The sequence below is a fragment of the Streptococcus constellatus genome (genome assembly GCF_902167705.1).
GTDB lineage: Bacteria > Bacillota > Bacilli > Lactobacillales > Streptococcaceae > Streptococcus > Streptococcus constellatus_A.
In genome coordinates this window covers 1-12,368 of the sequence record NZ_CABHMZ010000004.1, presented here as the reverse complement: position 1 = coordinate 12,368, position 12,368 = coordinate 1, and the positions used below count along the sequence as shown (strand labels likewise).

At 35.3% G+C, this 12,368-nt stretch carries 10 protein-coding genes, 12 tRNA genes and 2 pseudogenes; 2 read left to right on the top strand and 22 right to left on the bottom strand.

The features are described from left to right. The first annotated feature begins 161 nt into the window (after nt 1-161). Nucleotides 162-1,394: a nucleotide sugar dehydrogenase gene (locus FQ204_RS01420; protein WP_144207724.1), complete on the top strand. Its 1,233-nt coding sequence runs from the start codon at nt 162-164 to the stop codon at nt 1,392-1,394. A 501-nt stretch (nt 1,395-1,895) separates the two neighbouring features. On the opposite strand, the gene FQ204_RS01415 is transcribed toward FQ204_RS01420, so the two are convergent. The 10 genes and pseudogenes from FQ204_RS01415 to cps2T form a co-directional block, all read right to left on the bottom strand. Beyond that, complete coding sequence (locus FQ204_RS01415) at nt 1,896-2,303, bottom strand: serine O-acetyltransferase (RefSeq protein ID WP_144207722.1); 408 nt, start codon at nt 2,301-2,303, stop codon at nt 1,896-1,898. Nucleotides 2,304-2,332: 29 nt separating this feature from the next. Then, nucleotides 2,333-3,154, bottom strand: coding sequence for a phosphorylcholine transferase LicD (locus tag FQ204_RS01410; protein WP_144207720.1), 822 nt, complete (start codon nt 3,152-3,154; stop codon nt 2,333-2,335). A gap of 75 nt (nt 3,155-3,229) precedes the next feature. Then, complete coding sequence (locus FQ204_RS01405) at nt 3,230-4,186, bottom strand: capsular polysaccharide synthesis protein (protein WP_144207718.1); 957 nt, start codon at nt 4,184-4,186, stop codon at nt 3,230-3,232. 295 nt (nt 4,187-4,481) lie between these two features. Beyond that, nucleotides 4,482-5,228 carry an acyltransferase family protein gene (locus FQ204_RS01400; protein WP_260843524.1) on the bottom strand — a complete coding sequence of 249 codons (747 nt, stop codon included), beginning with the start codon at nt 5,226-5,228 and terminating at the stop codon, nt 4,482-4,484. A gap of 100 nt (nt 5,229-5,328) precedes the next feature. Then, nucleotides 5,329-6,777 (bottom strand): flippase, encoded by a 1,449-nt coding sequence (locus FQ204_RS01395; RefSeq protein ID WP_144207716.1) that lies wholly within the window; start codon nt 6,775-6,777, stop codon nt 5,329-5,331. Further along, a complete protein-coding gene (locus tag FQ204_RS01390; RefSeq protein WP_144207714.1) occupies nt 6,777-7,943 on the bottom strand; it encodes a glycosyltransferase family 4 protein in 1,167 nt (388 codons plus the stop codon). The genes FQ204_RS01395 and FQ204_RS01390 overlap by 1 nt, the downstream gene beginning before the upstream one ends. A 16-nt stretch (nt 7,944-7,959) precedes the next feature. After that, nucleotides 7,960-8,610 (bottom strand): oligosaccharide repeat unit polymerase, encoded by a 651-nt coding sequence (locus FQ204_RS10650; protein WP_260843523.1) that lies wholly within the window; start codon nt 8,608-8,610, stop codon nt 7,960-7,962. 8 nt (nt 8,611-8,618) lie between these two features. After that, entirely contained in the window at nt 8,619-9,248 is a 630-nt protein-coding gene (locus FQ204_RS10645) for a hypothetical protein (RefSeq protein ID WP_260843522.1), read from the bottom strand. A 23-nt stretch (nt 9,249-9,271) separates the two neighbouring features. Beyond that, complete coding sequence (locus FQ204_RS01380; protein WP_144207712.1) at nt 9,272-10,186, bottom strand: glycosyltransferase; 915 nt, start codon at nt 10,184-10,186, stop codon at nt 9,272-9,274. After that, nucleotides 10,183-11,064 (bottom strand): annotated as a pseudogene (gene cps2T / locus FQ204_RS01375) (beta 1-4 rhamnosyltransferase Cps2T); the annotation flags it as partial. The pseudogene cps2T and the gene FQ204_RS01380, both read right to left, overlap by 4 nt. Here cps2T and FQ204_RS01370 point away from each other — a divergent pair. Further along, nucleotides 11,063-11,236, top strand: a pseudogene (locus tag FQ204_RS01370) (tyrosine-type recombinase/integrase); the annotation flags it as partial. The pseudogenes cps2T and FQ204_RS01370 sit on opposite strands and share 2 nt — an antisense overlap. Nucleotides 11,237-11,320: 84 nt before the next feature. Here FQ204_RS01370 and FQ204_RS01365 read toward each other — a convergent pair. From FQ204_RS01365 to FQ204_RS01310, 12 genes are all read right to left on the bottom strand, one after another. Beyond that, nucleotides 11,321-11,404: transfer RNA gene (locus tag FQ204_RS01365), tRNA-Leu, on the bottom strand. Nucleotides 11,405-11,412: 8 nt separating this feature from the next. After that, nucleotides 11,413-11,484: transfer RNA gene (locus tag FQ204_RS01360), tRNA-Gln, on the bottom strand. Between the two features lie 13 nt (nt 11,485-11,497). After that, a tRNA-His gene (locus FQ204_RS01355) sits at nt 11,498-11,570 on the bottom strand. A gap of 12 nt (nt 11,571-11,582) precedes the next feature. Then, nucleotides 11,583-11,653: transfer RNA gene (locus FQ204_RS01350), tRNA-Trp, on the bottom strand. Nucleotides 11,654-11,659: 6 nt separating this feature from the next. After that, nucleotides 11,660-11,740: transfer RNA gene (locus FQ204_RS01345), tRNA-Tyr, on the bottom strand. Nucleotides 11,741-11,756: 16 nt separating this feature from the next. Next, a tRNA-Phe gene (locus tag FQ204_RS01340) sits at nt 11,757-11,829 on the bottom strand. A gap of 6 nt (nt 11,830-11,835) precedes the next feature. Then, nucleotides 11,836-11,909: transfer RNA gene (locus FQ204_RS01335), tRNA-Met, on the bottom strand. A 12-nt stretch (nt 11,910-11,921) separates the two neighbouring features. After that, nucleotides 11,922-12,011 (bottom strand) — tRNA-Ser (locus tag FQ204_RS01330). 9 nt (nt 12,012-12,020) lie between these two features. Then, nucleotides 12,021-12,092: transfer RNA gene (locus FQ204_RS01325), tRNA-Glu, on the bottom strand. Nucleotides 12,093-12,106: 14 nt separating this feature from the next. Then, nucleotides 12,107-12,180: transfer RNA gene (locus FQ204_RS01320), tRNA-Ile, on the bottom strand. Between the two features lie 35 nt (nt 12,181-12,215). Continuing rightward, nucleotides 12,216-12,286 (bottom strand) — tRNA-Gly (locus tag FQ204_RS01315). A 7-nt stretch (nt 12,287-12,293) separates the two neighbouring features. Beyond that, a tRNA-Val gene (locus tag FQ204_RS01310) sits at nt 12,294-12,366 on the bottom strand. Nucleotides 12,367-12,368 lie beyond the last annotated feature (2 nt).

Genomic DNA, 12,368 nt, shown 5'->3' with positions numbered 1-12,368 from the left:
ATGGGAGTAGCTCATAGTTTTTCCTCGGGTTCTGTTTGTGTGGTTACTTACAGTTTACACCAATGAAACGCTATGAGATTTTTTGTTGAACTATATTTTACAATTTATCTTATAAATAATGTATAATTATAATTGATTAAGCAAACGGAAGGGATACTTATATGAAAATAGCAGTAGCAGGTACAGGTTATGTTGGTTTATCTATCGCGGTTTTACTAGCTCAGCATCATCAAGTAGTGGCGGTGGATATCATTCCTGAGAAGGTTGAATTGATTAATCAAAGACGTTCGCCTATCCAAGATGATTATATAGAGAAATATCTAGCAGAAAAAGAATTGAATCTTTTGGCTACTTTAAATGCAAGAGAAGCTTATCAAGACGCAGATTTTGTAGTTATTGCAGCTCCGACGAATTATGATCCAAAAAAGAATTTTTTTGATACATCTGCTGTAGAGTCTGTCATTAAAACCGTGCTAAAATACAACCCTGAGGCCATCATGGTGATTAAAAGTACTGTTCCTGTGGGCTATACCGAGTCAGCAAGGAAAAAATTTCAGACTGAAAAAATCTTATTTAGTCCTGAATTTTTGCGTGAGTCAAAGGCACTTTATGATAACTTGTACCCAAGTCGAATTATTTTAGGAACAGATAAAAGCAATGAGCGTTTGGTAAGTGCTGCTGAAACTTTTGCGGGTTTGCTTCAGGAAGGCGCTTTAAAGAAGGGTATTGAGACATTGTATATGGGCTTTACAGAAGCTGAAGCGGTGAAGCTTTTTGCCAATACTTATCTTGCTTTGCGTGTATCTTATTTCAATGAATTAGATACCTATTCCGAGATGAAGAATTTAGACACTCAAGCGATTATTAAGGGGGTGAGTTTAGACCCTCGTATTGGTGATCATTACAACAATCCTTCTTTTGGCTATGGTGGTTATTGCCTTCCGAAAGATACCAAGCAACTTCTTGCAAACTATTCTGATGTTCCTCAGGATATGATGACAGCAATTGTACAAAGCAATCGTACAAGAAAAGATTATATCGCAGATCGAATCTTAGAGCTTGCAGGAGCTTATGTCGGTAATGAATCCTATGAGCCGGCTAAGGAACGAGCGATTACGGTAGGTGTCTATCGTTTGACAATGAAAAGCGACTCAGATAATTTCAGACAATCCTCTATTCAGGGTGTTATGAAACGTTTAAAAGCTAAAGGGGTTACGATCATTATTTATGAACCGACGCTTGAGGATGGTGTTACTTTCTTTGGCAGTCAGATAGTCAATGATTTTAAAAGATTTAAAGACCTTAGTCAAGTGATTATTGCCAATCGTTTTGATGAAACCTTAGAAGATGTAAAAGAAAGAGTTTACACCAGGGATATCTTTAAGAGAGATTGATTAAATTTATAAAGCTCTGTAATTACTGTAGTGGATAAATCCATGAGGAGTTATAGAGCTTTTTGAGTGTATGAAAAAAGCCCTATATGACTTATAATGAAAAGTGCCTAAACCATCATTAAAAGGATTCATATAGAACAACTTAAGAATACCACAGAATTATCATTGTGAAAATCTTTGACAAGAATTCTATTGAATATCGTGCTATGAAAAATCACTGGAAATTCCCGCAAAAGAATAAGTGGAAGTTCATGATCACTCTTTTTATTCACACACAGTGAAACAGCCTCTAAATTCTTAGAAAGCTGATTCAAAGAATTCCTCAATGCTCAATGAACTTCGTTATCATTACGAAACCTAATAATGACTCCTTTTTCATTTTCAAGAAAGGACCGAACAAAAACTTTGCTGGAGTAGTAAGTTACTTATTATCTTCTATTTAACTTACTATTCTTATCTACTTAAAGACTGTTTTAGACAGCCGATTTTAAATTTACTCTATTAACGAACGCTTGCTTTTGAATTTAGTACTTTTAGTTCCACAGGATTAACCACTGTACTGCCCGCTGGAACATCATGTAAAACCATGGTTCCTGCTCCAATCTTAGAATTAGCACCAATTTTCACATTTCCTAAAATAAATACATGAGCCCCTATAAAGCAGTTCTCACCTATGATAATTCTATCATCAGCATCTTTAATCCCTAATGTTACATGATGTTGTATAGTCACATTGTCTTCAATTATAGCATTGCTACTTACAACTGTTCCTAACCCACGATGTTCAAAATTTACATTTTTCCCTATTTTAGCTTTACGTGGACACTCAAAACCATACAAAACTCTAAGTAGAAAAACTCCACCCTTTAATTTCCTACTCCAATTATATATAAAATAAAATAATCTCATAATTTCTTCTTTCTTTGCCTAGTAAACCATCATTTTTTATAAGCTTTAAAATAGTGATGCCCTACTCTATCCTTTTCTGGAGGTAAAGTCATATAATCTCCATATTCATGCCGAAGAACCTTATCAAACTCTTTAGGAATTCTAAATTCATATTTCTCAAAAGGAACCAAAATAGTCTCATCAAACCACTCACGCGGAAAGATATCTTTTTCTCCCCATGACAGCCAAATCACACAACCAACAAATTTACTGTTGTCATAGTTTTTAACTCTCGCTAACTTATTTAATTGATTTTGAAAGTAATTTTTCCCAATCATTTTAGAGAAAAGATAAACTGGATATTTAATAACCTTCCTAACAGTTGATGTTGTCGTTTCAATAGCAAAATGTTCCCTAGTCGCTTGGTAGCAAAACGAGGATAAACGATCCCCTTTCATGCCAAAGGCAATCGCCTCCTGTTTAGTATCTCCCAATCCGTCATAAGGATATATATCAATAAAAACTCCCAATCCGAACGATTTCTCATTTTCCATCTTAATTCGATATCTTTGATCACTGATTCGAGTAATCATATACGGATATTCTAGGCACTCTTCACGATTAAATACTTTTAAATGTGGATAATCAGCTATGTTTTCCTTCAAATAATGTAATAGGCGATCATAATCTGGTCGTGGCATCATGATATCAACATCATCATCCCAAGGGATGTAACCTTTATGTCTAACCGCCCCAATTAAAGTCCCATAAATCAAAGCATAACGAAAATGTTGCTTTTCACAGATGCCAGCAATTATATGTAAAATTTCCAATGATACTTCTTGCATCTCGCGAGTAGTTAATTCTTTCATTTCATACCTTTTCTATAATATCTTAATAAGATTCTATCCTTGATAACAATTTCCAAATAGTTATTATCATTTTTGTCAAAATAAGTTTTTATAATACGTGTTCGGTATTTCCAACTTTTCTTCTTCAAATTTATAAGTTAACTTATGAAATGGTGTTTGCTCAATAATCGCACGATATATTTTTTCATCGTACTCCTCAAACATACGCAACTGTAAAATATGAGGAGTTGAGTTGTTGAAAGGAACTACTTGATTCCAGTATTCAGGAAACTCTTCAATTGCTAATTGAAAGAAGTGATGAAAAATAAAATAATCAATGGCACTATTATGATTCCTCCAATAATCATAAAGCAAATCTTTTGTCATATTCAAAAGAGGATGATTGGAATAGCTAGCAGTAATAAACCAATTGGAGATTGCCAAGACTTGCCCATCAAGACCAGGTTTTAAGTTTTGAAATAAAAATAAATCAGAATCCAGCATATAGGAAGGAATGTCTGAACTCGAACAAAATACTGTCCCATCAATCCAAGTTCCACCATATTTGGTTAGCAATTCCAATCTTAATAAATCTGAAAGGTGTGCCTTTAAAATAGACCCCTGTTCTACTTTTTCTGTTATATAGTCTGGAAAAGTTACATACTGGTGGTAATTTTCATCTGTTAAAACAACCACTTCTCTATCAACCAGATGTTTTCGTATCGAAGCAATACACTCTTGAACTACATGGGGTGCATCATTTAAACCTTGAAACCAACAAATCCATATCTTTTTGGAAGAACTTCTATGTTGTTGATGATACACAAGTGAATACTGATTTTCTTCCCTAAATTTTTTAATAGTTAACCTATATTTCCTTCTCAATCTTGAAAGAACCACATTACTATTATTTAGACGAACTATTTCTAAAGATTTTTTTGAAAAACCAACCAACGGTAAAAGAGCTATCGTCCTAAAAAGAACTCTTGATCTGATTAAATCTTTTAGAATATCTCCACCTTTTGTCTTTATCAATTTTGCAAAAACACTCATAAAAAATTCCTTTCCATATTGAATAACGACAATCTTTTCTACCAAGTAATCTAAAATATTATCAGCTTCTTGCAAAATAGATTTTGGACTGTAACCACTTGTGCTATTCTTATTTTTTTCCTAAAACTATTTTTAATTTGGTCTTCATAAAAATTCTCTCACATATAAATAGTGAGATTATTGTGCCTGCAAAAGCGAACAATAAAATCAATTGCAAAGACAAGCCTAATTTATTAAAAATTGCTTTATAGATATTTATAAATATTTCATTTAAGCAGAGATAAACAATAGACCTCTAACCTATCTGTTTTACTAATTTTATCACAAAGGTTTGATTCAGAAAACTATTGCTCAACTTATAGGAAAATACAATTACAGTTGTTCCAAATAAGACAGAACCGTAAATAAATAGAAAAATATTATGAAAGGTTCCCGTACGCATGCTAACCAAACCATTAGATAGTATTAATGGTGCAGTTAAACAGGAAAGCAAAAGCAAAAACAAACTGTATTTATCAGATAGAAGCTGTAAATAATGTTTTAATATGTAACCATAAAAATAGAACAGCAAGCCTATGCTTGAAATCCCAAAAGCCCAAGGTAAAACTCCTTTATAATGAACTTCCATAAAAAAACCAAAAAACACAAAAGGCATTACTTGAATGGCGATTACATACGGATTCTTATGCTTTTGATGAATAATCGCAAATAGCAAGCTGCACCACAATAACGAGGGTAAAAACCATAACGCACCAGCAATAGGCATGTTATTCGTATTGTCCCACATAACAGCAACTAGTGGCTTCATAGCATGATTCAATGTTTGGGGCTTTAATTCTATAAACCATAAGATATAAGCTGGTACAAAGAAAAAAGCATAAGGAATTAACAATTTTTGAAATTTCCTTTTGATAGAGGTGAATGTTAATAAATTACTCTCTGACTTCACTAACAAGCCCGACAAAATAAAAAATAAGGGCATATGAAAAGAATAAATCAAAATCATTGGTGTTTTAGAGACAGGAATGTGTCCTAAAACCATCAAAAGAATACCGAAACCCTTGCAAATATCTATGTAATGTAATCTAATCTAAACTTTTCCTTCTTTTTAGAAATATCGCTCATTGCTATCAAAATTCCTCTTAACTTTTTAAAAATCTTTTCCCCACTTTTTCAATAAAGGACCTAATATATTTATTTTGAGTTTTCCGAAAATAAAACAAGGAACAGATAGAGTAAACAACCGCTCCAACAATAATCTGCATCAATAAGCCAACTGTTCTGCTTGGAATAAATTCTCCAACCAGAGAGACAATAGTGGCCATCAATAAACCAAAAGCACAGAATAGGAGTGTTTTTGAAATATATTGTTTAATGTCTAACTGCTTTCTAACATAGAATGCCTGGACAGCACAGACAGTAAATTCAGCAACAGCAGTTCCTACAGCCGCACCTAATGCTGCAAATCTGCTAATTAATAGGGCATTTGTTACTAAATTAATAACCGCTCCTGCAAAAATAGAAATGATATAAGGAACATCTAATCTTTTAGGAATCAGATATTGCATCCTAATAATATTAGCAAAAGCTACAAAGATAATGGATATCGATAGAACTTGAATGAGATTCCCCGAAGCAATGAACTCATCCCCCCAAAATACAACCGCAAAATTGTGAGCTACTGCAAATATTCCAAAAGACATAGCACTGGTAAGGCACATTATGAATTCCATAGAAAGGCCTATGTAATGCCTCTCGCGTTCCGTATCTCCTTTAGTGACAAGATTAGACATTTTAGGAAGCATTACCGTCCCAAAAGAAGCTATTACACTAATTGGAATATTGATTGCACGTTCAGCATTTTCAAAAAAACCAACTTGTGCTTTAGTCGTCAGCAATCCTAACATAATCTTATCCATATACTTATATAAACTAACTGCTATCGCTGGAATAAACAAGGTAAGTAATGGCATAATATGGGTTCTCATACCTTGCCATGTTACTAGTCTAAGATTAAAATATTGCCGAATATATGGCCATAAGGCAAGTTGACTGAATAAGGAACCAGCTGCCATAATAAGACAGTAAAACCAAATATCCTGTGGTTGATGAATAAAAAGAAAAACACATATTGTAGTTACAAACTTGACAATTAAATTAATTGTCACTGTCAGTTTAAATTTTTCTAATCCAAAAAAGAACCAACTGACATCAAAGAATGATACCAGTACCCATATCCCTTGGATAAAGGCTGACATATAATCCTCTTTTACAAAAAAAAGAAAATAAATATAATAAGCCATAACAGCCATAAAGGCAATAATACAATGAACTAATAACAACTCGGAAAATGTTTTAGTTAGCTTTTTTTTATTATCGCGAACACCCGCTATTATTCGATTGCCATGGTTAGCAATTCCAAGTAGTGCAACTAATGAAAAATAGTAGGCAATAGCATAAGTATAAGAGTAAACCCCTACTCCCTTTGCTCCTAAAACACGTGCTACATAAGGGGAAGTAACCAAAGGTAGGATGATATTTGCAACTTGATATATACTTTGGTATGCAAAATTTTTCTTAACACTCGACATTAATTAGTTTTTTCCTCACAATTATCTAATAGCTTGCAGTACAAATGATAAATTTCCTCTGCATTTTTTTTAGAAGTGAAATTCTTCATTGCAAATTCTTGACCATTTTTTGCTTTTACTTTCATTAAGGATTGATTTTCAATAATATAGTTCAGTTTTTTTGCCAAGTCCGCTTCATCATTTGGATAAAAGGTCAGTCCGGTCTCCGTTGTTAGGATTTCTGCCGTTCCACCACTATTACTTCCAAGTGCTACACAACCTGCTAACATTGCTTCTATGGTGACTCTGCCGAATGCCTCGCATTTCGAAGCCATACAAAACACATCATTCCTGCTATAGACTTCACTCATATCATCACATTGACCTAAAATATTCACATACTTTTCGATGCCGTAAGAACTAGCAAGATCCAATATCTGATTATATTGAGTTTCTTGATAGGAGCCTGCTAAATTTAATGTAATAGATTTATCATACTCTGTTTTTAAACGACCAGCCGCTCTAATAAGTAATTCTTGACCTTTACCTGGACTAATGCGTCCAACACATAGAACACTAATGGGATTTGATTTAAAAATCTCTCTATCTGTATTGAGAAACTTTTCAATATCTATACCATTATAAATCAAGCTAAACTTATTATTATCTATCTCACCTTTATATTTGTCATAAACAGCCTGCGAAACTGCAACAATCGCATCTGACTTATTCATCAATTGCAAATATGCTGTTCTCCTCCAAAATCTTCGATTGAAGTCTTCCTCCATGAACTCTCTGATATGCCAAACATGCTTCACTTTGGCATACTTAGCAGCGTACATACCTATATAACTAACCGAAGTATTATCATGAACTATATCTATTTGATTGTCTTTCAAGTATTTTGCGATTTTTCTAGCAGAAAATTTCAATACAAGATCCTTTACAGGCATCTTTATTTGCTCAATAAGACTTGGTTCTGCTAACATCATTCTAGAGTATGCACAGCTTTGCAATTGAATAAACGGAATATGATTTTCCTCTAACAAAGAGACTCCGTCTGCCGTTTTGGGTAAAGCTACGTGTGCCTCAACACCATGCTTTTTCAACATAATAGCAAGGGATACCAAACTCCTAAAAGCACCTGCTGTCTTGTGCCCTGCATTTTCAATAAATAATACTTTCATTTCTCTCCTAAACAACTTATAATTTATAGTCTTTTTTATAAGCAAAAAAACTTATAAATATAATAGCCAATACAAATCTACTATCTGAAAATTGGAAACGAACAAAAGAATATAATACTGAGTACAATATGAGACAAAATACGCTAAGCATTCTTGGATTATTAGTTCTTATAGCATTCCAGAAACTTTGTGCAGAGATTGTTCCGTATAAGAAACTACCGACTAAGATACCGCCATAACGGAAATCCGTATATAAATTCCAAAACATAGAAACATAAGCATTTGCCGTAATTTTCGGACCTGGCCAAACCCATTGAACATCCGTCAGTTGAATCATATCATAGACAGCGTTTATATTGGTCGCATCCCATATTTTCAAAATATTGTTAAAGATATACTTAATGGGGAGAAGAAAGCCCATCAATGAAGCCTCACCATAGCCATGTAGCTCTACTTCTTGAACTGTTTTACTCCAAATTTCAAACATCCTAGGTGGAATGGCTAAATTTAAATAGATATTGGTTGACAAATCAACTCCGCGTGATATTGTTGTGATAACAAGTACTAAACTAGCTATGATTACGATAGCAAGCAACAAATATTTATACCTTTTCAATAATCTATTATTTTTAAAACTCAAAGAACGACTATTTCTAATAAATATCAATCCTACTATCAATATATATATATGAATAACAATAAGAAGCCACTTCTATTTGCTGTAGACATCATTTTAAAAAGAAGCATCAGAACCGTTATCGTTATTAAGCGCTTATTTTTTTCTCCATAAAAGATATCTACTGCACAAATAGCTGGTAATGCAAAGGCAATCGGCTGGATAAATAATAAATTTATTGCATTTTCAATGGGATTACTCACGATAGTGTAGTCACTTGAACGCAGAAACTGTTGAATATACCGTAAATTAAAACTCCCACCATTCAAAAAAACTAGTATCAAATCTCTTAAAAAAAACAACATGCACACACTGGCACAAAACAATAATAGTTTGTATCTAGGAATGGCTACTTGATCTCTTAATGTAGTCCAACTCCCAAAAGTAAAACGAATTTTCAAGATTCTTTGAAAGATATAACCTAAAGTATATGCACCAACACCTATTATAATCCATCCTATAGTTTCATTCTGAGGATAATCTAATCTCGTTGTATTTGTCGAGAAAAACAAAACTGCCATCCAAACAAAACAAAAAACAGAAAGAGGGTTAATGACTGTTCTCTCTTTCCTCATCGCTACTAGAGCAACAATAAAACAGAAAGCAATTCCTATCTGCACTAGTGACATCTATCCATCTCCATTATCTATATTTATAATCTTCCCAAGAGAATAGCTAACCTAAAACTAATAGCTTGATTTAGTCGTCCAAAACTTAATCCTTTGTAAAAAGCCAATTTAAGTCGGTTTATGAAACTTTTTTTATAATCCTTCGCCAAATTCAGTAAAATTTTTGAATCATCATCTAGGGAAGCTCGGTTCAAATTTATAAGTTCTTGACTAAATCTCTGCAAATCAAAGAAGTCATTTGTTTGGAAAACTGTATTTAAATTTCTCTTAACTTTCCCTAAAAAAGAAGTATCAATTCCAAAAACATTATTTCCATGTTGTCTATACTTCATATGACTGTCAGAATCATAAAAGACTTTTCCGCCAACTGCTAAACATACTGCCGAAACATAATAATCGTGCATTGGAATATAATTTGGAATTTCTTCATGTTCAAAATAATTAGCAAAGGTCCTATTCAAAACCATAGTAGCCCCTTGAATCTGCCCAGCGATTAGCACTCTACTAAGAGTGAATTGAGGAACATGCTTATACAAATACTCTCCACTACCTTCTAATTCCTCGTTGACCAACATAGAGTTACTACAATATATAGCTGGACCACCCTGTTGCTCGAGACTTTCAATAGCTACACTGAGTTTGTCTACATCCCACACATCGTCCTGATCTGCGAAGGCATAATAATCGTAAAATTTTTCACAGTGAATCAATAAATGCATGAATGATTTTGCAGACCTTAAATTTTCTCCTGTATACCAAGAAACTCGAGAATCTTTATTGCTATAATCTTCCAATATTTTGATAGTTCTATCTTTTGAACCATCATCTCTTATCAATAATCGAACTTCACAGTCCTCTTGGTTTAAAATGCTATCAACTTGCTCTTGTAAAAACTTCTCGCCATTATAAGTTGACATCATTACAAGCACTGTTGTCATTTCTTCTCCTTTGTGAATATTCCCTCATAGCCTTTAACAATCTTTTCCCATGTAAAAGCATCCGCAATTCGTTGGCTAGATTTCTCGTCTAATTCAGAAATAACACTTTCATTAAATAGCTCCACTTCTTCAATCACACGCGTAAGCCCATCTTTTCTCCAATAAACCGCTCCAGCTTCACCCACTTCACGGTTAAAGCCAACATCCAGCAGAAGATTGAGCTTTGTTGAAGACAGTGCTTCTAACAAAGACGGATTGGTTCCACCAACCTCATGACCGTGGAGGTAAGCAAAAGCATGTTCACGGATATACTTGAGTAATTCCTGATCATAAACAGTTCCGACAAACTTAATACGTGGATCTTTATCAAAACCAGTCTCTTGACGCAATTTTTCATAAAACTTATTCTGTTCAACATTGGTAATCAAGACAAAATCTTTCTTAGAGCTAGACTTCATAAAACCGCGAAGCATGGCTTCATAATTATTTTCTGGAACGAAGCGTCCAACTACAAGATAGTATTCGTTCTCACGGACACCTTTTTCATCATACCAAGAACGCACTTTTTCATCTGAGGATGTTAGCTGTGATCGAGTTATATCAGTTCCGTAAGCGATATAAGTTGTGCTCGGTTGATAAGAAGCATAGTCTTTTTGAATATAATTTTCAATATTTTTACTATCACAAATCAACAAATCTGCTTGCTTGACCATCAGTCGCTCAGAGTATTTCCAATATTTACGAACAGGTAAACTCCATTTAGCTCGCAGCCATTCGTGCCCGTCTGGATTAACCATCAGAGTTCCCCCAAGAGCTTTGATTTTTCTTTTTATAGTTGAAATAAATGGACCAATTCGGCAAGCTAGAATATAAAATATACATGATTTAAGGCATTCACATGCCTCCTTACTAATCAATCAAGGCGAAGATTACCTAGTAGTAAAAGAACCTCTAGGACACGCCTCCATAACGACTACAATAGATACATATTCTCATTTATACCCTAGTAAACAGAAAAATTTAGCAAATAAATTAGACGATATTTTTTAGAATGGAAATTTTTGGAAACTTCGAGATGTCAGTAGATATAAACACAAAAAAAGACAAGGCTAATAAACCTTGTCTTTAATACTATACCGGCGGCCGGGGTCGAACCGGCACGTCCTTGCGGACACTGGATTTTGAGTCCAGCGCGTCTGCCAATTCCGCCACGCCGGCAAAGTAAACTGGGGTAGCTGGATTCGAACCAACGCATGAGGGAGTCAAAGTCCCTTGCCTTACCGCTTGGCTATACCCCAATAATATAAAATAGGCGAGTGATGGGGATCGAACCCACGCATGCCAGAGCCACAATCTGGTGTGTTAACCACTTCACCACACCCGCCATAATCTATAACACGGGCAGTAGGAATTGAACCCACACTGAAGGTTTTGGAGACCTTAGTTCTACCTTTAAACTATGCCCGTACAAGATGGAAGGGGAGGGATTCGAACCCCCGAACCCGAAGGAGCGGATTTACAGTCCGCCGCGTTTAGCCTCTTCGCTACCCTTCCTAATATTAAAATTATATGGCGCGAGACGGAATCGAACCGCCGACACATGGAGCTTCAATCCATTGCTCTACCAACTGAGCTACCGAGCCTACTTATTGCGGGAGCAGGATTTGAACCTACGACCTTCGGGTTATGAGCCCGACGAGCTACCTAGCTGCTCCATCCCGCGTTATTCCTACTAAGGAGGATGTGGGATTCGAACCCACGCACGCTTTTACACGCCTGACGGTTTTCAAGACCGTTCCCTTCAGCCGGACTTGGGTAATCCTCCAATAAAATATAGTCCGTACGGGATTCGAACCCGTGTTACCGCCGTGAAAAGGCGGTGTCTTAACCCCTTGACCAACGGACCATATAACTTCTAAATGGGCACGAGTGGACTCGAACCACCGACCTCACGCTTATCAGGCGTGCGCTCTAACCACCTGAGCTACGCGCCCAAGTCCAAAAACTTGGTATGAACATCTCTGTTCAAAGCGGGTGACGAGAATCGAACTCGCGACAACAGCTTGGAAGGCTGTAGTTTTACCACTAAACTACACCCGCTTAAATATGGGAGTTAACGGGATCGAACCGCTGACCCTCTGCTTGTAAGGCAGATGCTCTCCCACCTGAGCTACGCTCCCAA